The 23,054-nt window shown below is 58.6% G+C and carries 20 protein-coding genes and 6 tRNA genes; 19 read left to right on the plus strand and 7 right to left on the minus strand.

All coding sequences use genetic code 11. The annotated features are described in order from the left end of the window. Window positions 1–147: 147 nt before the first annotated feature. Window positions 148–1,380 carry a serine/threonine transporter SstT gene (gene sstT, locus ASG55_RS17695; protein ID WP_024013468.1) on the minus strand — a complete coding sequence of 411 codons (1,233 nt, stop codon included), beginning with the start codon at window positions 1,378–1,380 and terminating at the stop codon, window positions 148–150. 307 nt (window positions 1,381–1,687) lie between these two features. On the opposite strand from sstT, the gene ASG55_RS17700 reads away from it, so the two are divergent. Then, on the plus strand, window positions 1,688–2,845 hold the full coding sequence (locus tag ASG55_RS17700; RefSeq protein ID WP_024013467.1) for an MFS transporter: 1,158 nt from the start codon (window positions 1,688–1,690) through the stop codon (window positions 2,843–2,845). On the opposite strand, the gene nhaR is transcribed toward ASG55_RS17700, so the two are convergent. Further along, entirely contained in the window at window positions 2,840–3,739 is a 900-nt protein-coding gene (gene nhaR, locus ASG55_RS17705) for a transcriptional activator NhaR (protein ID WP_016775345.1), read from the minus strand. The genes ASG55_RS17700 and nhaR overlap by 6 nt on opposite strands. 133 nt (window positions 3,740–3,872) lie before the next feature. On the opposite strand from nhaR, the gene ASG55_RS17710 reads away from it, so the two are divergent. Together ASG55_RS17710 and ASG55_RS17715 are read left to right on the plus strand one after the other, a co-directional pair. Beyond that, the gene (locus ASG55_RS17710) at window positions 3,873–4,115 is read left to right on the plus strand and encodes a hypothetical protein (RefSeq protein WP_024013465.1); all 243 of its coding nucleotides are present in this window, start codon (window positions 3,873–3,875) and stop codon (window positions 4,113–4,115) included. A 29-nt stretch (window positions 4,116–4,144) separates the two neighbouring features. Further along, window positions 4,145–4,894 carry a TerC family protein gene (locus tag ASG55_RS17715; RefSeq protein ID WP_056788748.1) on the plus strand — a complete coding sequence of 250 codons (750 nt, stop codon included), beginning with the start codon at window positions 4,145–4,147 and terminating at the stop codon, window positions 4,892–4,894. A 189-nt stretch (window positions 4,895–5,083) separates the two neighbouring features. Here the strand turns inward: ASG55_RS17715 and ASG55_RS27000 are convergent, their stop codons facing one another. Beyond that, the gene (locus ASG55_RS27000; protein ID WP_164488349.1) at window positions 5,084–5,248 is read right to left on the minus strand and encodes a hypothetical protein; all 165 of its coding nucleotides are present in this window, start codon (window positions 5,246–5,248) and stop codon (window positions 5,084–5,086) included. 235 nt (window positions 5,249–5,483) lie between these two features. Here ASG55_RS27000 and ASG55_RS17720 point away from each other — a divergent pair, with 235 nt between their 5' ends. The 3 genes from ASG55_RS17720 to ASG55_RS17730 all read left to right on the plus strand — a co-directional run bounded on the left by ASG55_RS17720 (window position 5,484) and on the right by ASG55_RS17730 (window position 6,671). Then, on the plus strand, window positions 5,484–6,155 hold the full coding sequence (locus ASG55_RS17720; RefSeq protein ID WP_056788752.1) for a hypothetical protein: 672 nt from the start codon (window positions 5,484–5,486) through the stop codon (window positions 6,153–6,155). Window positions 6,156–6,245: 90 nt separating this feature from the next. Beyond that, on the plus strand, window positions 6,246–6,452 hold the full coding sequence (locus ASG55_RS17725; RefSeq protein ID WP_056788754.1) for a DUF6021 family protein: 207 nt from the start codon (window positions 6,246–6,248) through the stop codon (window positions 6,450–6,452). A gap of 12 nt (window positions 6,453–6,464) precedes the next feature. Then, a complete protein-coding gene (locus ASG55_RS17730) occupies window positions 6,465–6,671 on the plus strand; it encodes a hypothetical protein (protein WP_041477156.1) in 207 nt (68 codons plus the stop codon). Between the two features lie 54 nt (window positions 6,672–6,725). Here ASG55_RS17730 and pbpG read toward each other — a convergent pair whose 3' ends face one another. Further along, a complete protein-coding gene (pbpG, locus tag ASG55_RS17735; protein WP_056788757.1) occupies window positions 6,726–7,664 on the minus strand; it encodes a D-alanyl-D-alanine endopeptidase in 939 nt (312 codons plus the stop codon). 230 nt (window positions 7,665–7,894) lie between these two features. Then, window positions 7,895–8,749, minus strand: a complete 855-nt coding sequence (folD, locus tag ASG55_RS17740) for a bifunctional methylenetetrahydrofolate dehydrogenase/methenyltetrahydrofolate cyclohydrolase FolD (protein ID WP_016775338.1) — start codon at window positions 8,747–8,749, stop codon at window positions 7,895–7,897. Window positions 8,750–9,024: 275 nt separating this feature from the next. Here folD and ASG55_RS17745 point away from each other — a divergent pair. The 13 genes from ASG55_RS17745 to ASG55_RS17805 all read left to right on the plus strand — a co-directional run bounded on the left by ASG55_RS17745 (window position 9,025) and on the right by ASG55_RS17805 (window position 20,298). Beyond that, window positions 9,025–9,101: transfer RNA gene (locus ASG55_RS17745), tRNA-Arg, on the plus strand. 32 nt (window positions 9,102–9,133) lie between these two features. Beyond that, window positions 9,134–9,209 (plus strand) — tRNA-His (locus tag ASG55_RS17750). Window positions 9,210–9,232: 23 nt separating this feature from the next. Continuing rightward, a tRNA-His gene (locus ASG55_RS17755) sits at window positions 9,233–9,308 on the plus strand. 57 nt (window positions 9,309–9,365) lie between these two features. Beyond that, window positions 9,366–9,450 (plus strand) — tRNA-Leu (locus ASG55_RS17760). Between the two features lie 77 nt (window positions 9,451–9,527). Beyond that, window positions 9,528–9,603, plus strand: a tRNA-His gene (locus ASG55_RS17765). 23 nt (window positions 9,604–9,626) lie between these two features. Beyond that, a tRNA-His gene (locus tag ASG55_RS17770) sits at window positions 9,627–9,702 on the plus strand. A 401-nt stretch (window positions 9,703–10,103) separates the two neighbouring features. Beyond that, on the plus strand, window positions 10,104–11,414 hold the full coding sequence (gene tig / locus ASG55_RS17775) for a trigger factor (RefSeq protein WP_016775337.1): 1,311 nt from the start codon (window positions 10,104–10,106) through the stop codon (window positions 11,412–11,414). 92 nt (window positions 11,415–11,506) lie between these two features. After that, on the plus strand, window positions 11,507–12,142 hold the full coding sequence (clpP, locus tag ASG55_RS17780; protein ID WP_016775336.1) for an ATP-dependent Clp endopeptidase proteolytic subunit ClpP: 636 nt from the start codon (window positions 11,507–11,509) through the stop codon (window positions 12,140–12,142). Window positions 12,143–12,254: 112 nt separating this feature from the next. Further along, on the plus strand, window positions 12,255–13,538 hold the full coding sequence (gene clpX / locus ASG55_RS17785; protein WP_016775335.1) for an ATP-dependent Clp protease ATP-binding subunit ClpX: 1,284 nt from the start codon (window positions 12,255–12,257) through the stop codon (window positions 13,536–13,538). 163 nt (window positions 13,539–13,701) lie between these two features. Then, the gene (lon, locus tag ASG55_RS17790) at window positions 13,702–16,098 is read left to right on the plus strand and encodes an endopeptidase La (protein ID WP_016775334.1); all 2,397 of its coding nucleotides are present in this window, start codon (window positions 13,702–13,704) and stop codon (window positions 16,096–16,098) included. A 149-nt stretch (window positions 16,099–16,247) separates the two neighbouring features. Next, window positions 16,248–16,520 (plus strand): HU family DNA-binding protein, encoded by a 273-nt coding sequence (locus ASG55_RS17795; protein WP_016775333.1) that lies wholly within the window; start codon window positions 16,248–16,250, stop codon window positions 16,518–16,520. Window positions 16,521–16,747: 227 nt separating this feature from the next. Continuing rightward, on the plus strand, window positions 16,748–18,619 hold the full coding sequence (locus tag ASG55_RS17800) for a SurA N-terminal domain-containing protein (protein WP_056788760.1): 1,872 nt from the start codon (window positions 16,748–16,750) through the stop codon (window positions 18,617–18,619). Between the two features lie 818 nt (window positions 18,620–19,437). Then, window positions 19,438–20,298: a DUF2242 domain-containing protein gene (locus ASG55_RS17805; RefSeq protein ID WP_056788761.1), complete on the plus strand. Its 861-nt coding sequence runs from the start codon at window positions 19,438–19,440 to the stop codon at window positions 20,296–20,298. A gap of 386 nt (window positions 20,299–20,684) precedes the next feature. On the opposite strand, the gene ASG55_RS17810 is transcribed toward ASG55_RS17805, so the two are convergent. Beyond that, a complete protein-coding gene (locus ASG55_RS17810) occupies window positions 20,685–21,725 on the minus strand; it encodes an AraC family transcriptional regulator (RefSeq protein WP_056788764.1) in 1,041 nt (346 codons plus the stop codon). Between the two features lie 3 nt (window positions 21,726–21,728). Further along, window positions 21,729–22,859, minus strand: coding sequence for a nitrilase-related carbon-nitrogen hydrolase (locus tag ASG55_RS17815; protein ID WP_056789867.1), 1,131 nt, complete (start codon window positions 22,857–22,859; stop codon window positions 21,729–21,731). Window positions 22,860–23,054: the final 195 nt, after the last annotated feature.

The following is a 23,054-nucleotide window of genomic DNA, read 5'->3' on the forward strand; positions in this document are numbered from 1 at the left end:
ACGAAAAGCCCGCCAAGGTTCGCGCCTTGGCGGGCTTTTGTTTTTCTGTGGGAGCGAGCCTGCTCGCGAATGCGGCGTATCAGGCGATATTAATACTGAATGTCTCGCCCCTTTCGCGAGCAGGCTCGCTCCCACAAGGTAAGGCGGTTACGCCGTACGCTGAGCCTTCTCTTCTTCGCCCAGGCAAGCCGCCGCTGTAAACAGCACGTCAGTCGACGAGTTCAGCGCGGTCTCCGCCGAATCCTGCAGCACGCCAATAATGAAGCCCACCGCCACGACCTGCATGGCGATCTCGCTCGGGATGCCGAACAGGCTGCACGCCAGCGGAATCAGCAGCAGCGAACCACCGGCCACACCGGACGCGCCGCAGGCGCAAATGGCTGCGACGACGCTGAGCAGGATTGCGGTCGGAATGTCCACAGCGATGCCCAAGGTGTGCACCGCCGCCAGGGTCAGCACGGTAATGGTGATCGCCGCACCGGCCATGTTGATGGTCGCACCCAGCGGGATCGATACCGAGTAGGTGTCTTCGTGCAGGCCCAGGCGCTTGCTCAATTCCAGGTTGACCGGAATGTTCGCCGCCGAGCTGCGGGTGAAGAACGCGGTAATGCCGCTTTCACGCAGGCACATCAGGGTCAGCGGGTACGGATTGCGGCGCAGCTTCCAGAACACGATCAGCGGGTTCATCACCAGCGCGACGAACAGCATGCAGCCCAGCAGCACTGCCAGCAGGTGCGCATAGCCGAGCAGCGCGCCGAAACCGGAGGTGGCCAGTGTCGACGCGACCAGGCCAAAGATGCCCAGCGGCGCGAAGCGAATGACCACGCGGACGATCACGGTGACGCCATTGGACAAGTCACCCAGTACCTCGCGGGTGGTGTCGCCGGCATGCCGGATGGCAATGCCCATGCCGATCGCCCAGGCCAGAATGCCGATGAAGTTGGCATTCATCAGCGCGCTGACCGGGTTATCGACGACGCTCAGCAACAGGCTTTGCAGGACTTCGCCGATGCCGCCAGGCGCAGTCACGGCAACGTTTTCGGTCGATAGCACCAGATTCGACGGGAACGCCATGCTGGCGACCACGGCCACCACCGCAGCGCTGAATGTGCCCAGCAGGTACAGGAACAGGATCGGCCGGATGTGGGTTTCCTGGCCGTGCTTGTGGTTGGCGATCGAGGCCATCACCAGCACGAACACCAGAATCGGCGCCACGGCTTTCAACGCCGAGACAAACACTTTGCCGATGAACGCGGTGGACTTCGCCAGCTCCGGTGCAATCAGGGCCAGGGCAATACCGGCGATCAGACCAATGACGATCTGGCTGACCAGACTCAGGCGTTTCAGGCGTTGCAGTAACGAAGGGGATGAAGCGGTCATAGCGGCATCTCTGTTTTTTATAGGGTGCGAAGCGTCGTGGGCAGTCACGAAACGCCTGTCGAAGTGACATCAACGCCGCCAAACGGCACGTTGAACAGCTGTACGATTTTCAGGGCGCGGACTTTATCACAGCGTAGGCGTGAACCTTCAGGCCTGTGACGATCTGCCACCGGATCGGCCCGGCAGATCGGCAGTTTTGGGCAACTCAGTGCGGACGCAGTCTGTTAAGCTTCGCCATCCTCATTTTCAAGTTCTGCCAGCGGGCCTCCGGGTCATCGCTGGTGTCGTCGTTTTGCTGGAGTTGCGCATGCTGTTGCCTATTCTTCTGTTGTCCGCCGCCGGGTTCACGGTGCTGACCACGGAATTCGTCATTGTCGGCCTGTTGCCGGCGATCGCCCGAGACCTCGAAGTCAGCATCCCGCAAGCCGGGCTGCTGGTGACCTTGTTCGCCTTTACCGTGGCGCTGTTCGGCCCATTCCTGACCGCGTATTTCGCCCGTTTCGAACGGCGCAAACTGTTCATCAGCATTCTGATCATGTTCGGTCTGGCCAATACCGTTGCAGCGTTGGCGCCGAATATCTGGGTGATGGCCATCGCGCGCTTGATTCCAGCGTTGGGTTTGCCGGTGTTCTGGGCTTTGGCCAGTGAGACGGCGGTGGACATCGTCGGCCCGGATTTCGCCGGCCGCGCCATCGCCAAGATCGGCTTCGGTATTGTCTGCGCCACGGTGTTTGGCATTCCGGTCGGCACGCTGATTTCCGATGCGTTCGGCTGGCGCAGCGCATTCGGCATTCTGGCGTTGATCGCGTTTGCCAAAGCCTTGCTGCTGTTTGTCTATCTGCCGAAAACCAGTCTGCACCAGCATCAGGTCAGCTTCCGTTCGCAGTTCAAGATCCTGCGCAGCCCGCTGATGCTCGGCCATATCTTGTTGTCGATTCTGGTGTTCAGCGGCATGTTCACCGCTTACACCTACCTTGCCGACATCCTCGAACGACTTGCCGGATTCAACGGCACCGTGGTCGGCTGGTGCCTGATGGCGTTTGGCGCAGTCGGGCTGATCGGCAACTCGCTTGGCGGGCGTGCGGTGGATCGGCATCCGCTGGGGGCGTCGGTGTTGTTCTGTGCGTTCATGATCGCGGGCATGGTCTCGCTGGTGCCGAACATTCATTCGCCAGTCGGCCTGGCGGTGGCGATGGGCATTTGGGGCGTGACCCAGGCGGCGTTGTTCCTGGTCAGCCATGTGCGCCTGATGAAAGCCGCGCCGGAAGCGCCGGCCTTCGCCGCGTCGCTGAACATCGCCGGGGCCAATCTCGGCATCGGCCTGGGCGCGATGGTCGGCGGCCGGGTGATCGACAGTGCCGGGCTGGGCTTTCTCGGCTTTGCCGCTGCCGGCTTCATTTTGCTTTCGGTGTTCCTCGCCATGGTGCTGATGACGCTGAAGCCGCGTGAAGTCTGCGCTTCATAACCCGGTAAACAGCTCGCGTCGGGCGCCCTCGGTAATCGCTACGATGCCAGGGTGCTTGACCTTGCGCTCCACCGAGATGGCATAGAACGACTCGCTCACGGCGTCGGTCTGGCCGATCAACTCGACGCCGTACTGGCGCTTCACTTCCTCGGCAATCACGCTCGGGCCAATAAAAATCCCGCTGCCGGATTGGCCGAAGGCCTGCATCAAAGCACTGTCATCGAACTCGCCGACAATCTGCGGCTGGATCTGCTGTTCGGCGAACCAGCGCTGCAAACGGCTGCGCACCACGGTTTCCGCGCCGGGAATCAGCAACGGTGCGCCGTGCAGGCTGCGCGGGAAATCCTGGCCATACTGCGCGGCAAGTTCGGCGGTGGCAAAGAAGCTGATCCCGCACTCACCGAGCTTCTGGCTGTAGCCTTTGATGTCCAGATGCGAAGGCATCGGGCTGTCGGAAATCACCAGATCCAGACGCTGGATGGCCAGATCAGCGAGCAGACGTTCGAGTTTGTCTTCGCGACAGGTGATGCGCAGCGGCTCGCTCAATTCCATGGTCGGCGCGATCAGGCGATAAACAATGGATTTGGGCACCACGTCGGCCACGCCGACGCGAAAGAGGATCTGCTGCTCGTTGGGCTGCGCTCGCAGCATCAGCTCCAGCTCGCCGCCCAGTTGAAACATCTGCTCGGCGTAGGGCAGGGCCTGGCGCCCGGCTTCCGTGAGCTCCAGCTGTCGGCCAACCCGGCGAAACAATTCCACGCCATAGGTTTGTTCGAGCAGTGAAATCTGTCCGCTGATCGTCTGTGGCGTCAGGTTCAGCTGCTCGCACGCCCGGACGATGCTGCCGGTTTTGGCTACAACCCAGAAGTAATGCAGTTGTCGGTAATTGAGCATAGTGATGGCCACTTCGTGAAAACCGAAGTATAGCCGCTAAAAATACGAATTTTCCTGAAGTGTTCATCTCCCTAGAATGCCCAGCCATCGACGGCCGGTGTGTGCGCCTGTCTGTTCATTCGAAGGAAACCTTATGAAATACACATTTCCCGCAGTGATGTTTGCGTCTTTACTGGTTCTGGCCGGTTGTGATCAGGCGGAAAAAAGCGCCCAGCAACTGATGGGCGCGGCGGCTGAAACCGCCAAACAAGCAATCGACGACACCCATAAAGCCGCCGAGCAAGCGCTCAGTGATGCCACCGGTGGTTTGATCGAGAAAAAAGAAACGCCGGAAAAACAGGCGGAAGAATCCGAATCTTCCTCCAAGACCATCTAAACCGTCTTACACAGAGTCAGGACTGACCCATGGAATATCTGTTAGAACTCGCCGCCAGCCCCACCGCTTGGGTTGCTTTGGCCACACTGGTGGTAATGGAAATCGTGCTCGGCATCGATAACCTGATCTTTATTTCGATCCTGACCAACAAATTGCCCGAACAGCATCGGCAGAAGGCGCGTCGTATCGGTATCGGCATGGCCCTGATTCTGCGTCTGGCCCTGTTGAGCACCATCGCGTTCATCGTGCAGTTGACCGAGCCTGTGATCGAAATCCTTGGTCAGGCGTTCTCCTGGAAGGACATGATCCTGATCGCCGGTGGCCTGTTCCTGGTGTGGAAAGCCACGACCGAGATCCATCACAGCATGGACCCGTCGCCGGAAGACCCGAAGACCGCGACTTCGACCGTAACCCTGGGTTTTGCCGCGGCCATCGGTCAGATCCTGATGCTCGACATGGTGTTCTCGATCGACAGCATCATTACCGCTGTCGGCATGACCGAACACTTGCCGATCATGATCATCGCGGTGGTGGTGTCGGTGCTGGTGATGCTGCTGGCGGCTGATCCGCTGGCCAAGTTCATCAACGACAACCCGACCGTGGTCATGCTGGCGCTGGGCTTCCTGATCATGATCGGCATGACGCTGATCGCCGAAGGCTTCGGCGCCCATGTTCCGAAAGGTTATGTGTACGCGGCCATGGCGTTCTCGGCCGGTATCGAAGTGTTGAACATGCTGTCGCGCCGGGCGAAGCAGAAGAAGGTTGTTCAGCAGGCGTAATCGCTGAGAACACAAAAAACCGCCTGGGCTGTTGAGCTCAGGCGGTTTTTTTTCGCTTTGATGTTGGGGGTGTGGTTTAGAGCTTGCCCCTCATCGGAACGCCGCCCGCCCAGCCCTCTCCCGAGGGAGAGGGGGCCGGTCAGTTCCCTCTCCCTCCGGGAGAGGGCCAGGGTGAGGGGCTCTTGATCTTCAATGCGCAGCAGCGTGCCGCACTGGATGCTTCTCTGTTTTCTCAACCGGCATCGTCTGCACCGGATGATGCCGCCGCGAAATCCGCAGCACACCCCACAACATGGCAGTCGCCACGGCCAGCCAGCCGGCTATCAACATCACAATGGTCATGGTCAGGCTCATTGGTGCCTCCTCTTCGCCCTGCATCGGGCGCTCGCTTTTCGCAATTCGCTCTATTTCAGTGACAGTCTAGTCAATGGGGTGTTTCAAGCTATTGACCAAAGGTCGTTAGTGACCAATCAGTTTGCTCTATGCAATCGCCCGCTCTGCGGTTTAAGGCTATACCGCAGGCGGGTGCGGCTCTATGATCGCTGGCGTTGCCGGAACACGATGACCGGCGTCTGGAAGAGAGTGATTGATGGTTCAGGTATTTTCTCGAGTGCGTGGAGCGTTGCTTGCCGGCGCTTGCGCGGTGTTGCTGAGCGGATGTGCGGGCAACGTAGCGCCAGAAGTCAAACGCTTGCCAGAGCGAGTTGAACTCAGCGGCACCTTCTATCGTGGCGAAGCCAACCAGAGTGGGCCACAGGTGCTGGCCAGTCTGCTGTCGCAACAAGGCATCGTCATCACCCCGGGCCTTCTGGAAAAACCGCTGCACTTGCCGGGGGCTGAGGACAAGCTGCAGCAGAACATGCAGAACCTCGCCCGCGAATATGGCCTGGTGGTTTATCCGCTCGACAGCCAGCTGCCAGCCTTGCTGACCCAGGTCGCGGCGGGCTACCCGGTCATGGTGCGTTTCAGTGAAGGTTCGGCATTCTGGGCCGAGCCGCGTTACGCGATCCTGTCCGGCTACGACCGCAACAAACAGAAGGTCCTGCTGCGCGCCGGCATGAATCGTCGGCAGTTGATGGATTTCGGCAGCTTTCAAGCAGCGCTCGAAAAGGCCGGTGGCTGGGCGATCCTGATTCAGAAACCGTCGCAGATCCCGGCAGCCGTCGACCGCTCCCGTTGGCTGAAAGCCGCCGATGAACTGGCGCAGGCCGGTGAAGAAAACGCTGCGGCGCAGGCGCGAAAGGCTCTGGCGGCGCAATAAACCTCCGTTCGTCATCTGCCGGGCACGACTGCGCCGGGCCGGCCTCTGAAGATTAATGCCCGTGCTTCGCGGGTGAATCAAGGAGGCAACATGGCAGATTCCCAAACCCCGAAAGGCCCACACTCGTCCGAACATTCCTCGGGCGATGATCTGGGCTTCGATCCGGATTCGCCGGACCTCGAGGATCCGCAAGTTGATCCGGTCGGTCCGGCTAAGGCCCCGCAGGATGTCGAGCCCGGTGAAGATCCGAAGAAACCGGCCAAGCCCTATGATCCGTTAGCCGATCTGAAACCTTGATGTGAGGTGCGTATGAGTACCGATTCAAGCTTCGATGACCACAAACCTGACAGCGTACCGACCACGCCGGAGCCGGAGGTTGATCCGGTGCTGGACCCGGACAGCCCGATGCGCGACCCGATGGCGCGGCCAAATGTGCTGACGCCGGACGTTTCGCCAGAGCCGAGCTCGGGCGATGGCATTCCTGATGACGACAAGATGCCACTGCCCAACGACTGACGCGCAGACGAAAAAAAGCCCCGAACATTCGGGGCTTCTTCATGATTGCCGGATCTACTTTGCCGCTTCGACCACGCCGCTCTGACGGCTCTTGAGGTTCTTGTCGGCTTTGTATTGCTGTGCCACGGCAGGCACGTTGGCGCTGCGCCCGGTTTCCACCCAGCTGCGGATACGGCTGGCGTCGGCAAAATGCGTGTATTTGCCGAACGCATCGAGAATCACCAGGGCGACCGGACGGTTGCCCATCTTCGTCACCAGCACCAGGCAATGGCCGGCCGGGTTGGTAAAACCGGTCTTGGTAATCTTGATGTCCCAATCGGCCTTATTGACCAAGTGGTCGGTATTGCGGAAGCCCAAGGTGTAGTTGGGCTTGCGGAACGCCACGGTCTTTTCCTTGGTGGTGGTCAGTTGCACCAGAAGCGGTTGCTTGTGCGCGGCCACCAGCAATTTGCTCAGGTCGCGGGCGGTGGAAACGTTGCGCTCTGACAGCCCGGTCGGCTCGACAAAGTGCGTGCTGGTCATGCCAAGCGCCTTGGCCTTGGCGTTCATTGCCGCGATAAAAGCAGCGTAGCCACCTGGATAGTGGTGCGCGAGGCTGGCGGCGGCACGGTTTTCCGAAGACATCAAGGCGATCAGCAGCATCTCGCGGCGCGGCAGCTCACTCTTGAGTTTGACGCGGGAGAACACACCCTTCATTTCCGGGGTGTTCCTGATATCGACATCGATCCATTCGTCCATGTTCTGTCGAGCTTCCACCACGACAAGGCCAGTCATCAGCTTGCTGACGGAAGCGATCGGTACGATCACGTCAGGGTTGCTGGAATAAATGACTTTGTTGGTCTGCATATCCATGAGCAGGGCGCTGCCAGACGCGATCTTCAATGTCGAAGCGTCACGTGGAGCAGCGGTGGTTTCCGCAGCGTTGATCGTTGGCGTGATGAATGTGCCTGTAACAGCAAACAACAGGCTCAGAATCGAGAGCAGAATTTTCACGCGGGCGAACTCTAAAAGGTTGGATATACCGTTAGTTTGTAACGGGTTATTTCTCAAAACCGGCGCATTTTAGGAGTATGGCTGAAGAACTGTCGATGGTTGTTTGTAAGACCTGAAAATCTCGTGAAAAGGCCTGTAAAAAGAGCGGTTTCCGGCGAACGGTTGAAGTTTTTTCTCAGGCACTAAAAACCCCGCACGAGGCGGGGTTCTGGTGCAGCGGAAAAATTCGATCAGACGTGCAGGGTTTCTGCGGCGTAGAGCGTGTTTTCCAGCAGGCAGGCGCGGGTCATCGGGCCAACGCCGCCCGGTACCGGGGTGATCCAGCCGGCGCGGGGCAGGGCGGTTTCGTAAACGACATCACCGACCAGTTTGCCGTCGTCCTGACGGTTGATGCCGACGTCGATCACGATCGCGCCTTCCTTGATCCACTCGCCCTTGACCAGGCCCGGCTTGCCGGCGGCAACGACCACCAGATCAGCGCGGCCGACGTGGCCCGCCAGATCCTTGGTGAAGCGGTGAGTCACGGTGACGGTGCAGCCGGCCAGCAGCAATTCCATGGCCATCGGGCGACCGACGATATTGGAGGCGCCCACGACTACCGCGTCCATCCCGTAAAGATCAGCGCCAGTGCTTTCCAGCAAGGTCATGATGCCTTTCGGGGTGCAGGGGCGCAGCAGCGGAATACGCTGGGCCAGGCGGCCGACGTTGTAGGGATGGAAACCGTCGACGTCTTTGTCCGGGCGGATGCGTTCCAGCAGCTTGGACGCGTCGAGGTGTTCGGGCAGAGGCAACTGCAGGAGAACGCCGTCGATAGCCGGATCGTCGTTGAGGCGATCGATCAGATCGGTCAGGGCGTCCTGAGTGGTGTCGGAGGGCAGGTCGTAGGCTTGAGAGAGGAAGCCAACCTCTTCACAGTCTTTACGCTTGTGCGAGACATAAACCTGAGAGGCAGGATCGCTGCCGACCAGGATCACCGCGAGGCCGGGGGTGCGCAGGCCTTGCTGGCGACGCTCGGCAACTCGTTGGGCGATCTGCTGGCGCAGGCTGGCGGCGATCGATTTGCCGTCGATTAGTTGTGCAGTCATTGCGCGTGATTAACCATCGAGAGGGGAAAAAATGAGAACGCATTCTCGCATGTCGAGCGGTGAGGGCAAAGGCGCTTGGTCAGCAAATTCCTCTAACTCCTTTAATTAAATGAATTTTTTTCAAAAAGGATTTGACGACCTTTGGAGCCCTCTATACTATTCGTCGCACTTGTCGGGCACAGCCTAGCACTGGTTAAGAAGGTGAGGCGGAATCAAGGTTCTGCGACACTGGAAAGCACTTAGTTTGTAGTCCTTTAAGAGTACAGATTAACAAGGCGCCCGTAGCTCAGCTGGATAGAGCATCCGCCTTCTAAGCGGATGGTCGCAGGTTCGAGTCCTGCCGGGTGCGCCATTAGGCAGCTTTGGCACAAGTAACGCGATATGGTGGGCGTAGCTCAGTTGGTAGAGCACGGGATTGTGACTCCCGTTGTCGTGGGTTCGATCCCCATCGTCCACCCCATATTTCGAAAGGCGCCANATATGGTGGGCGTAGCTCAGTTGGTAGAGCACGGGATTGTGACTCCCGTTGTCGTGGGTTCGATCCCCATCGTCCACCCCATATTTCGAAAGGCGCCAGATTTAACGGTCTGGCGCCTTTGCTTTAAAAGCTTCATCCGCGGATGTGGTGGAATTGGTAGACACACTGGATTTAGGTTCCAGCGCCGCGAGGCGTAAGAGTTCGAGTCTCTTCATCCGCACCAAATAAAGCTTCATCTGTGCCTAGGGCCTGATGAAGTTTCGACAAAGAAGTTGTTTGGCTTTTTTGTTACGCAATATGGTGGGCGTAGCTCAGTTGGTAGAGCACGGGATTGTGACTCCCGTTGTCGTGGGTTCGATCCCCATCGTCCACCCCATATTTCGAAAGGCGCCANATATGGTGGGCGTAGCTCAGTTGGTAGAGCACGGGATTGTGACTCCCGTTGTCGTGGGTTCGATCCCCATCGTCCACCCCATATTTCGAAAGGCGCCAGATTTAACAGTCTGGCGCCTTTTTTGTTTTAGCGGTTTCGAAATCCGGCCATGGCCGATTTCGAGGCGCTGGGCAGGGCACTTCATCGCTTTTAAAGGATCGGATGACGCTGAACTGCTCGTCGTTCCGGTTTTGCTGGAACGTCTGTCGGGGCCTATCTGGTAGTTGCTTCTATATATAGAAGCGTTGTTGCAGAGCCCTGACGTGATCGCTTGTATTCGCCAGTGGAGTGCGCGGCATTCGTGCGGCGCTCCCTATAAATTGCCTGCTGTTTTTTTACCCGTTTCCAGTAGGGTGACTTCTTGAGTTTGACCCACTAGAATGCATGCCCTTGATTCTGGGGTCGGAAACGGCCGGCTAACGTCTGTGCAACGAGGAATATCCATGCAAGTTTCTGTTGAAAATACTACTGCTCTCGAGCGCCGCATGAGCGTCACCGTGCCGGCAGAGCGCATCGAGACTCAGGTCAACAAGCGTCTGCAGCAGACTGCCCAAAAGGCCAAAATTGCTGGCTTCCGTCCAGGCAAAGTGCCAATGAGCGAAATCAAGCGCCGTTTCGGTGCTGATGCGCGTCAGGAAGCGGTAGGCGACGTCATTCAGTCTTCCTTCTACGAAGCTGTGGTCGAGCAGAAGCTCAACCCTGCCGGTTCGCCCTCGATCGAGCCAAAGTCGCTCGAAGCGGGCAAGGATCTGGAATACGTTGCTGTATTCGAAGTCTTCCCTGAGTTCACCGTTGCTGGCTTCGAAGGCATCACCGTTGAGCGTCTGAGCGCTGAAGTGGCTGACGCTGATCTGGACAAGATGCTCGACATCCTGCGCAAGCAGAACACCCGTTTCGAAGTGGCCGACCGCGCTGCCCAGAACGAAGACCAGCTGAACATCGATTTCGTTGGCAAGGTTGACGGCGAAGTGTTCGCTGGCGGCTCCGCCAAGGGCACTCAGCTGGTACTGGGTTCCGGCCGTATGATCCCGGGCTTCGAAGAAGGCCTGGTTGGCGCTAAAGCCGGCGAAGAACGCGTTCTGAACCTGACCTTCCCTGAGGACTATCAGAACCTGGACCTGGCTGGCAAAACCGCCGAGTTCACCGTGACCGTCAACACTGTGTCCGAGCCTAAGCTGCCTGAGCTGAACGAAGAGTTCTTCGCTCAATTCGGCATCAAGGAAAGCGGCATCGACGGCTTCCGCACCGAAGTTCGCAAGAACATGGAGCGTGAACTGCGTCAGGCGATCAAATCCAAGGTCAAGAATCAGGTAATGGACGGTCTGCTGGCCACCAACCCGATCGAAGTGCCAAAGGCTCTGCTGTCCAACGAAGTTGACCGTCTGCGCGTGCAGGCTGTTCAGCAGTTCGGCGGCAACATCAAGCCAGACCAACTCCCGGCCGAGCTGTTCGAAGAGCAAGCCAAGCGCCGCGTCGTACTGGGCCTGATCGTTGCTGAAGTAGTCAAGCAGTTCGACCTCAAGCCTGATGAAGCTCGCGTTCGCGAAATGATTCAGGAAATGGCTTCCGCTTACCAGGAGCCAGAGCAGGTCGTGTCGTGGTACTACAAAAACGAGCAGCAACTGAACGAAGTGCGTTCGGTTGTGCTGGAAGAACAAGTTGTGGATACTGTTCTGCAGAAAGCTAGTGTGACCGACAAATCGGTCTCCTACGAAGAAGCAGTCAAGCCGGTAGAAGCTCCAGCAGCCGACTGATTGATTTTGCGTTAGAAGTGCACACCATAAGCCAGCTCTCGAGCTGGCTTATGCGTATTCAAGACATAACTATTTGGGAGCGACTGCAGAGCATGTTCCGTAATTCTTATATTCAGCAGAACTCTGATATCCAGGCCGCCGGCGGCCTGGTCCCGATGGTTGTCGAGCAGTCCGCTCGTGGCGAACGCGCCTACGACATCTACTCGCGCCTGCTCAAGGAGCGAGTGATCTTTCTGGTGGGCCCGGTAGAGGACTACATGGCCAACCTGATCTGTGCGCAACTGCTGTTCCTTGAAGCGGAAAACCCGGACAAGGACATCCATCTGTACATCAACTCGCCGGGCGGTTCGGTGACTGCCGGCATGTCGATCTACGACACCATGCAGTTCATCAAGCCGAACGTATCGACCACCTGCATCGGTCAGGCCTGCAGCATGGGCGCATTTCTGCTCACCGCAGGTGCACCGGGCAAGCGTTTCTGCCTGCCGAACTCGCGCGTGATGATTCACCAGCCACTGGGCGGTTTCCAGGGCCAGGCGTCGGACATCGAAATCCACGCCAAGGAAATCCTCTTCATCCGCGAGCGTCTGAACATGCTGATGGCCAAGCACAGCGGCCGTACTCTGGAAGAAATCGAGCGCGATACCAATCGCGACAACTTCATGAGTGCTGAAGCTGCGAAGGAATACGGCCTGATCGACGAAGTGATCAACCAGCGTCCAGCTTAATATAAGCAGCGCAAAACAGGCCTGATCGGCATGTCCGATCAGCGGCGGGCTTGAAAAAGCCCGCAATAGCCTTCATCTTGTGTTGCAAGCCTATCGGATTTGGATCGAACGAATGACTGACACCCGCAACGGCGAGGACAACGGCAAGCTGCTCTATTGCTCCTTCTGTGGCAAAAGCCAGCATGAAGTGCGCAAATTGATTGCCGGCCCCTCGGTCTTTATCTGCGACGAGTGCGTCGACCTGTGCAATGACATCATCCGCGAGGAGGTGCAGGAAGCACAGGCCGAAAGCAGCGCGCATAAATTGCCTTCGCCTAAAGAAATCAGCGGCATCCTTGACCAGTACGTCATTGGTCAGGAGCGTGCGAAAAAGGTTTTGGCCGTAGCGGTGTACAACCACTACAAGCGCCTGAACCAGCGTGACAAAAAGGCTGACGACGTCGAACTCGGCAAGAGCAACATTCTGCTGATCGGCCCGACAGGCTCCGGTAAAACCCTGCTGGCCGAAACACTGGCCCGCTTGCTGAACGTTCCGTTCACCATTGCCGACGCAACCACCCTCACTGAGGCCGGTTACGTGGGTGAAGATGTCGAGAACATCATTCAGAAGCTGCTGCAGAAGTGCGATTACGACGTAGAGAAAGCCCAGATGGGCATTGTCTACATCGATGAAATCGACAAGATTTCCCGCAAGTCCGACAACCCGTCGATCACCCGCGATGTTTCCGGTGAAGGCGTGCAGCAGGCCTTGCTCAAGTTGATCGAAGGCACGGTCGCTTCGGTACCGCCGCAAGGTGGCCGCAAGCATCCGCAGCAGGAATTCCTGCAGGTCGACACCCGTAACATCCTGTTCATCTGCGGTGGTGCGTTCTCCGGCCTGGAAAAGGTCATTCAGAACCGTTCCACCAAAGGCGGCATCGGCTTCAACGCCGAAGTGCGCAGCAAGGAAGAGGGCAAGAAGGTTGGTGAATCCCTGCGTGAAGTCGAGCCTGACGATCTGGTCAAGTTCGGTCTGATCCCGGAATTCGTCGGTCGTCTGCCGGTCCTGGCGACACTGGATGAGCTCGACGAGGCTGCGCTGATGCAAATCCTCACCGAGCCGAAAAATGCTCTGACCAAACAGTATGCCAAGCTGTTCGAGATGGAAGGCGTGGATCTGGAATTCCGGTCCGACGCGCTGAAATCGGTCGCCAAGCGTGCCCTGGAACGTAAAACCGGTGCCCGTGGCCTGCGTTCGATTCTCGAAGGTGTGCTGCTCGACACGATGTATGAGATCCCCTCGCAGTCCGAGGTGAGCAAAGTCGTGATCGATGAAAGCGTAATCGAAGGCAAGTCCAAGCCACTGTATATCTACGAAAACAGTGAGCCGACGGCCAAGGCAGCGCCGGACGCGTAAGCGTTCACAGCGCCGCAACAAAGAAGGGGCCTTCGGGCCTCTTTTTTTTTAAGTCGTTTTTTACCTCCGCTTTGCGCTTGTTTTTTTTCGAGGCAGCCCCCATCTTGGTTTCAAGCTTAATTCCATCTGATTACGGCCATACGGCCGCCGTAGAGGCGAAATCATGAAGACAACCATCGAATTGCCTCTCCTGCCATTGCGTGATGTCGTGGTTTATCCGCACATGGTTATCCCGCTGTTCGTGGGGCGCGAGAAATCCATCGAAGCCCTCGAGGCAGCGATGACGGGTGACAAGCAGATTCTGCTGCTGGCCCAGCGAAACCCGGCTGACGATGATCCCGGTGAAGACGCTCTCTATCGCGTAGGTACAATTGCCACGGTTCTGCAACTGCTGAAGCTGCCTGACGGCACCGTCAAGGTTCTGGTCGAAGGCGAGCAGCGTGGTACTGTCGAGCGCTTCAGCGAAGTCGATGGCCACTGCCGCGCCGAAGTTTCTCTGATCGAAGAAGTCGACGCCGCCGAGCGCGAGTCGGAAGTCTTCGTGCGCACGCTGCTGTCGCAGTTCGAACAATACGTCCAGCTGGGCAAGAAGGTTCCGGCTGAAGTCCTGTCGTCGCTCAACAGCATCGATGAGCCCGGTCGTCTGGTCGACACCATGGCCGCGCACATGGCGCTGAAAATCGAGCAGAAGCAGGAAATCCTCGAGATCATCGATCTGTCGGCCCGTGTCGAGCACGTGCTGGCACTGCTGGATGCCGAAATCGACCTGCTCCAGGTTGAAAAACGCATTCGCGGTCGCGTCAAAAAGCAAATGGAGCGCAGCCAGCGCGAGTACTACCTGAATGAGCAAATGAAGGCCATTCAGAAAGAACTCGGTGACGGCGACGAAGGTCACAACGAAATCGAAGAGCTGAAAAAGCGCATCGATGCTGCCGGCCTGCCGAAAGACGCGCTGGCCAAGGCCACCGCTGAGCTGAACAAGCTCAAGCAGATGTCGCCGATGTCGGCTGAAGCCACCGTGGTGCGCTCCTACATCGACTGGCTGGTGCAGGTGCCGTGGAAGGCGCAAAGCAAAGTACGCCTCGACCTGGCCCGTGCAGAAGACATTCTCGACGCCGATCACTACGGCCTCGAAGAGGTCAAGGAACGCATCCTTGAATACCTCGCCGTGCAGAAGCGCGTGAAGAAAATCCGTGGCCCGGTGTTGTGCCTGGTCGGTCCTCCAGGTGTGGGTAAAACCTCGCTGGCGGAATCGATTGCCCACGCCACCAATCGCAAATTCGTACGTATGGCCTTGGGCGGCGTGCGTGACGAAGCGGAAATTCGTGGTCACCGCCGGACCTACATCGGTTCGATGCCGGGAAGATTGATTCAAAAGATGACAAAGGTGGGCGTACGCAACCCGCTGTTCCTGCTCGATGAAATCGACAAAATGGGCAGCGACATGCGTGGCGATCCTGCTTCGGCGTTGCTGGAAGTGCTTGATCCTGAGCAAAACCACAACTTCAACGATCACTATCTGGAAGTCGATTACGACCTCTCCGATGTGATGTTCCTGTGCACCTCCAACTCGATGAATATCCCGCCAGCGCTGCTGGACCGGATGGAAGTCATCCGTCTGCCGGGTTACACCGAAGACGAGAAGATCAACATCGCCGTGAAATACCTCTCGCCGAAGCAGATCGCGGCTAACGGTTTGAAGAAGGGCGAGCTGGAGTTCGATGAGGAAGCGATCCGCGACATCATCCGTTATTACACCCGTGAAGCGGGCGTGCGAGGCCTCGAGCGACAGATCGCCAAGGTCTGCCGCAAGGCAGTCAAAGAGCATGCGCTGGAAAAACGCTTCTCGGTAAAAGTGACAGCTGATCTGCTCGAGCATTTCCTCGGCGTGCGCAAGTTCCGCTACGGCCTGGCCGAGCAACAGGATCAGGTGGGGCAGGTGACTGGCCTGGCGTGGACTCAGGTTGGCGGCGAATTGCTGACTATCGAAGCCGCAGTGATTCCGGGTAAAGGGCAACTGATCAAGACCGGTTCGCTGGGTGATGTGATGGTCGAATCGATCACTGCCGCACAGACCGTGGTGCGCAGCCGGGCGAAAAGCCTGGGCATTCCGCTGGACTTCCACGAGAAGCGCGACACGCACATTCACATGCCGGAAGGTGCTACGCCGAAAGACGGCCCAAGTGCTGGCGTCGGTATGTGCACGGCGCTGGTCTCGGCTTTGACCGGTATTCCGGTGCGCGCCGATGTCGCCATGACCGGTGAGATCACTCTGCGTGGGCAAGTGCTGGCAATTGGCGGTTTGAAAGAAAAACTGCTGGCGGCACATCGTGGCGGAATCAAGATTGTGATTATTCCGGAAGAAAACGTCCGCGATCTGAAGGAGATTCCTGACAATATCAAGCAGGATCTGCAGATCAAGCCGGTTAAATGGATTGACGAGGTCCTGCAAATTGCGCTGCAATACGCGCCGGAGCCCTTGCCGGATGTGGCTCCGGAGATAGTTGCCAAGGACGAAAAACGCGAGTCTGATGCCAAGGAAAGAATTAGCACGCATTAATACGTTTTAGCCTGGGGGGCTTTCCTTGACAGCATTTTAGAGCCCTTGTTATAAAGCGGCTCTTAAGTGTCTGTAGGCCATTCAGCACTCGTTTTTGCTTTCACCAAAAAACTTAGAAACATCTCAAAATAGATATAAGGGGACTTAGAGTGAACAAGTCGGAACTGATTGATGCTATCGCTGCATCCGCTGATATCCCGAAAGCTGCTGCTGGCCGTGCGCTGGACGCTGTAATCGAATCCGTCACTGGCGCTCTGAAGGCTGGCGACTCCGTTGTTCTGGTTGGTTTCGGTACCTTCTCCGTGACTGACCGTCCGGCTCGTACCGGTCGCAACCCGCAAACTGGCAAGTCTCTGGAAATCCCGGCTGCCAAGAAGCCAGGTTTCAAAGCCGGTAAAGCGCTGAAAGAAGCTGTTAACTGAGTTTCCAGGTTTTTACCCATCCGGGTCGGGGTCAAGCCTGACTTGGCAGCGGAGCGGTAGAGCAGGTGGCTGAAAAAGGCACCTGTAACGCCGGGATCGAGGGTTCGAGCCCTGTCCGCTCCGCCAGTTACGAGAAGGCGCATCCTCGGATGCGCCTTTCTTCTATCCGGATTCTACCCACGCTCCACGGTTGCCTAAATTGAAGTTCAACCGTTTCTGGGGGACGCATGCTGCAGAATATCAGGGACAATTCACAAGGCTGGATTGCCAAGACCATTATCGGGGTCATCGTTGCACTGATGGCCCTGACCGGTTTCGATGCCATTTTCCAGGCCACGACTCACAAGAACGAGGCGGCCAAGGTCAATGGTGACGAAATCAGCCAGAACGAGCTGAGCCAGGCCGTTGATATGCAACGCCGGCAGCTGATGCAACAGCTGGGCAAGGACTTCGATGCCTCCTTGCTCGACGAAAAGATGCTGCGCGAATCGGCGCTTAAAGGCCTGATCGACCGCAAGTTGCTGCTGCAAGGCGCCGAACAGGCGAAGTTTTCGTTCTCCGAAGCCGCGCTGGATCAAGTGATCCTGCAAACGCCTGAATTCCAGGTCGACGGCAAGTTCAGCTCCGAGCGCTTCGACCAGGTGATCCGTCAACTGGGCTACAGCCGCATGCAGTTCCGTCAGATGCTGGCTCAGGAAATGCTTATCGGCCAGTTGCGCGCTGGTGTTGCCGGCAGCGGTTTCGTCACCGACGCCGAAGTGCTGGCTTTTGCCCGTTTGGAAAAACAGACCCGTGATTTCGCCACTCTGAACGTCAAGGCCGACCCGGCTGCGGTCAAGCTGACCGATGACGAGGTCAAGGCTTACTACGACGAGCACGCCAAGGAATTCATGACGCCGGATCAGGTGATCATCGATTACGTCGAGCTGAAGAAATCGTCGTTCTTCGATCAGGTTGCGGTCAAGGATGAAGATCTTGAGGCGGCTTACCAGAAAGAGATCGCCAACCTGTCGGAACAGCGTCGTGCCGCGCACATCCTCATCGAAGTGAACGACAAGACTACCGAAGCGCAGGCCAAGGCGAAGATCGACGAAGTCCAGGCGCGTCTGGCCAAGGGCGAGAAGTTCGAAGCGTTGGCCAAGGAGTTCTCGCAGGATCCGGGTTCCGCCAACAATGGTGGTGACCTCGGTTATGCCGGTCCTGGCGTTTACGACCCGGCTTTCGAAAAAGCGCTGTACTCCTTGTCGAAAGACCAGGTGTCCGAGCCGATTCGTACCGACTTCGGTTATCACCTGATCAAGCTGTTGGGCGTGGAAGCGCCTGAAGTGCCGACCCTGGCCAGCCTGAAAGACAAGCTGACCCGCGAGCTGAAAGCCGCTCAGGTCGAGCAGCGTTTTGTTGAGGCGACCAAGCAACTGGAAGACTCGGCGTTCGAAGCCTCTGACCTGGCGCAGCCAGCAGCGGATCTGAAACTGACCGTGCACACTTCCAAGCCGTTCGGCCGTGAAGGTGGCGAAGGTGTTGCCGCCAACCGTGCCGTGGTCACTGCCGCGTTCAGCCCGGAAGTGATTGATGAAGGTGCCAACAGCACCGCCATCGAGCTGGATCCGGAAACCGTGATCGTGCTGCGTTCCAAGGAGCACCTGAAGCCTGCGCAACTGCCGCTGGAAAGTGTGAGCGCGGCGATCCGTACTCAACTGACCAAGGAGCACGCCAGTGCCGAGGCCAAGACCCGTGCCGAGAAGCTGATCGCTGATCTGCGCGACGGCAAGGCGCCGCTGGACAAGGCCATCGATGGCCAGAACTGGAAGATCACCGAAGCGGCCACCCGTGGTCAGGAAGGGGTTGATCCGGCTGTGCTGCAGGCACTGTTCCGTATGCCGAAGCCGGCTGCCAAGGACAAGCCGACGTTCTCCAGTGTTACGTTGCCGGATGGCAGTCTGATGGTTGTGCGACTCAACGGTGTTAACGAAGCTGCCGCGCCGACTGATGAAGAGAAGGCGCAATATCGTCGCTTCCTGGCTTCCCGTGAAGGGCAGCAGGACTTTGCGGCGTATCGCAAGCAGTTGGAAGCTGAGGCGGAGATCGAGCGGTTCTGATCTTTTGACTGACGTTTGAAGGAGCCCCGGCCTGGTTGGTCGGGGCTTTTTTGTTTTTGGTGGCTTGGCGGCCTTTGGGCCGGCCATGCTCTGGGTGGTTTGGGTGAATATCCGGTTCTTCGGGTGCGGCGGCTGGCGGTTTCGCCCTTACGGCGAGGCACTTTTTCCAGACGCCGAAAAAGTACCCAAAAAGGCTTGCTCCTACGTTCGGCCCTCGCAGGCTCGGGTTCCTTCGTTGCGGGATTGATCCGGGCGCAGCGGCTACGGTTTGCTTCGCTGCACCTCCTTCCGCTGTGTCTGGCTGCGCCAGACGGTCGCTGCGCTCCCACGCCCGGATCAATCCCTCCGCTGCACCTCCTTCCGCTGTGTCTGGCTGCGCCAGACGGTCGCTGCGCTCCCACGCCCGGATCAATCCCTCCGCTCAGCCTTCCGACGTCGCCGGTGGATCAAAAGCAAGATCAAAAGCACTCGAGCTTGCGCTCATTGTGGAGTGGGGCGGCTTTGCCGCGGGCAGCTGCGCTGCTTTGCTTTTCTGTGGGAGCGGGCCTGCTCGCGAAAGCGGCCTGACAGCCGACCTGATTCTTGGATGTACACCGTCCCTTGGCGTTTAGAACACTTCGGGCGGCTAGGGTGTTATGGCCGTCGAGCCGACAAGCCACGGCGAAATTGCGCGCGTTGATCGATCATTTGTCCACGCGGCTTTTTCCCGGCGCTCATGACCGGTAAAGTTGTAACCGATTCTTGACACTATTCCATGCGCCATGGGGCGACGATCTGTTGCACAATACGCCCCGGACTGTTTTCCCTCAGGATGTTCAATGTTGATTTCCACTCCCATGCGTGTTGTCGGGCTGGCGCTTTTGTTGACTGCGGTGGCCGGTTGTTCGAAGGACAAGCCGATCTATGAGCATGAGAACTTCGATGACTCCGGCACCTTTTCGCGCAATTACCCGGTAACCGACACCGCCAGTTGCGAAGCGGCCCGGCGCGCGTTGCTCAGTCAGGGCTACATCATTACCAGCAGTGATCCCAAACTGGTCAGCGGGCACAAGAGCTTCCAGCAGACCGGCGAGACGCACCTCGAGATCAGCTTCAACGTGGTCTGCGCCGAAGATGGCAGCGCCGGGCATCATGCGACCGTGTTCGCCAACGCCTTGCAGGACCGTTATGCGCTGAAGAAGACCAACAACTCGGCCAGCCTCGGGGTTGGTGTGTTGGGCTCGGTGTCGATGCCGATCGGCTCCTCGGACGACTCGATGGTCAAGGTCGCCAGTGAGACGGTCATTGCGCAGAAGTTCTACGAGCGTTTCTTCACACTGGTGGAGCAGTTCCTGCCCGCCGATGCGAAGAAAGCTGCACACATCGAAGAAAAGCCGAAAGCCGATCTTGGTGTGCCAGAACCAAAAGCGGCACCTGCACCTGCACCTGCGCCTCTGGCGCCGACACCTGCAGCAGAACCGGCCCCCGCGCCGGCTGCGGAACCTGCACCGGCCCCGGTTGAAGCCGCGCCAGTGAGTTCCGAGCCGGTCGTACCGCCAGCGGAGTCGACGCCGATTACGCCTGCGCCAGCGCCCGTGGAAGAGCCAGCGCCGGCCAGCGAAACCATCACCCCGCCGACCAACCCGGATATTCCGCCACCATCCGAGCCGATTCCGGCGATGCCTGCGTCGGGCCAATAAGAAACCAAGCGAAACCCTGTGGGAGCGAGCCTGCTCGCGAAGCGGTGTATCAGTCGACAGATGATTAGACTGACACACCGCTTCGCGAGCAGGCTCGCTCCCACAGTGGTTTTCGGGTTGGCTTAAAATCTGGTTACACACCTGCGGCATCATCGCCGCGATAAATCCCCAACCACCTGCTACGTTTTATTCATGAAGGCCGCGTTTCACTTTTCCTTCATACGGGCACTTTATGCTCGGGGCACAGGTCGATTGATCAGGCCATTTTCATAGCGAGCAGTTGGGGGATTTATACGATGGATGAGTATCAGGAAGAACTGCTCGAATACCAGGCCTTTGAACTGGATCAACCAGAGCCGGCTGACGACGCCACGGAGCTCTGAACTTCAAGCTCCCGAGCGGTAATTTCGTCGGGATTCGCCGGGCGTCTGCCCGCTCCAGCGCTTGAATGCGCGTTGGAAGGCTTCAGCTGAGGCGAAGCCCAGCAGGTAGGCGATTTCTCCGAATGCCAGTTCGGTGTCGCGGATGTAGGTCATCGCCAGATCGCGGCGTGTGTCATTGAGGATCGCGCGAAATTGCGTGCCTTCCTCAGTGAGCTTGCGCCGCAAGGTCCAGGTCGGCAGTTTCAGGCGTGCCGCGACTTCCTCAAGATCCGGCTCGCGACCGCCGTTGAGCAGCGGGCCGAGCAACTGAGTGATGCGCTCGCGCAGGCTGCGGGTGCGGGTCAGTTGTTCCAGCTCCCGCTCGCACAATTGCAGCAGATGTCGCCAGGTGCTCGGGCAATGTTCAGGGTTGCGCAGGGCGAGGCTGCTCAGGCTCAGGCGCAGTTGGTTGCGCTCGGCGCTGAACTGGATCGGGCAGTCGCCGAGCATTGTGTAGGCGTCGCGGTAATCCGGCGCTTCGAATTCGATTTCGATTCGCTCGGCGCGCAACGTTTCGCCGCACAGGCTCGACAACTGATGCAGCCAGCCGGCGAGGATCGAGTCGACCACGAAGCGGTTATAGGCGTTGTACGGGCTGATCGAGTAGAAGCGCAGCCACGCACCGTTGGCGTCTTCGTGGAAACTGGACTGCCCGCGATAGTTCGAGCCGTAAAGCGGCTCGAAGCGCGTCAGGCAGCGGGCCGCTTCACGCACGGTGGGTGCTTGCGCCGCAGTGATGCCGGCCAGACCGGCCTGATTCAAGCGGATCATTCGGCCCATGCGCAGGCCCAGGGCCGGGTCGCCGGTGAGTTGAATCGCCGCATGGCCCAGGCGCATGTAACGCGGGATCGACAATCGCGCCCCGGCCTCGGCCAGTCGCGCTGCATCAAGGCCATATTGTTCAAGCAGAGGCAGCGGATCGACGTCGTGGCTGCGCACGGCGTCGGCCAGACTATGGACGAAACCCACCGACAGATCCCCGAGGCGCATCGGCTGCGGCTTCATGGTTTACAGCCAGACGTTCAGCAAGCGCGCACCACGGGCCTCGCCATCGGCGAACTGCTGGCCGTTGCTGCTGAGGAAGCTTGTGCCGGTACTCGACTTGTCCCAGAACTGCCCGCGCATGAACACACTGACCCCGGCAATCGCGCGGCTGCTCGGTGGTTGTGCGGTGAGGGTCAATCGGTGCCAGGCCTGACCTTCGCTGAGGTCGCCGGGCTTGAGGCTGACCGAGCCCGGCGTGCTCGAGCCCTTGTAGCCACGCCATGGCTTGTCCCAGGCGCCTTGGCCGATAACCTGCGCCGGCACGGCCACCAGTTGCGCGCCTTGCTCATCGAGGGTGCGGTAGTTGCCGGGGTACCAGCTGTCACTGCCGATCAGGATGCCCAGGCGTCCGGCCGGTGTGTCGACGACCTGTATGGCGTGTTTGTCTTCGGCTTGAATCACACCTTGCTGATCAAAGATCGGATGCATCTGCCGCTGCGGCTGGCCCAACGGTACGCCGTCGCGACCAAACACCACGCTGCTGTTGAACAGGGCGCCGCTGCCGGGCTTGAGCCGGCCGTCGCGGATGCTTGGCTCCGGCAGCACGATGGAACCGGCCACCAGGGTGACCTGGAACTCCTTGGCCAGACCTCCGAACAGCGCCTGGTAATCCTTGGCCATGGCCTTCGCTTTCATCCGCAGATAAGCGTCATCCAGGCGTTGCTCGCCCTTGGCCCGCAGCCACGCTCGGGCAAACAGCAGTGGATTGCTCGCCGCCAGCCAGTTCATTGCCTCCGCCAGCGTTGGCGCCTGATACAACTCGTCTTTCTCGCCGCTGATCATCAGCCAGGTGCCGACGTGCTCGGGCAACACCACCACGGTTTTTTCGTTGAGCAAGCCCTGATCGCGGGCCTGCTGCAGATACGCCGCGAGTTTGCGGTGCAGGCGTGCGGAGCTTTGGTAATCGGTGGGGAACAGTTCGGGCTGGATGCCGAGCAGATTGCCACGGTCGCCGGGCGTGCCCTGATTGACGGCGAGCTTGATGCGCAGGTCCGACAGGTAATGTCCCGCCGGCCGGTCTGCCGCCCACATGGCATAGGTGGTCAGGGCGGCAACGAGGGCCATGGAGAAAAACAGATACAGAAGTTTGCGCATGAAAACCAACAACAGCCGGGTACAGGATGTGGCGACTAGGGTAGGGCTCATGGCCCGGGTTGCCAAGGGGCGCTGCGCATTTGGATCAATAACTTGTCAGTTACGGTCATTGAGTGACAGCGGTGCGACTCTTAGTCTGTCGAACATGACTGACGGGGGACGCAGAGCTCCCGCAATTTTTCCGTGATCGCTCGT

The organism is Pseudomonas sp. Leaf434 (assembly GCF_001425545.1).
Classification (GTDB): domain Bacteria; phylum Pseudomonadota; class Gammaproteobacteria; order Pseudomonadales; family Pseudomonadaceae; genus Aquipseudomonas; species Aquipseudomonas siliginis.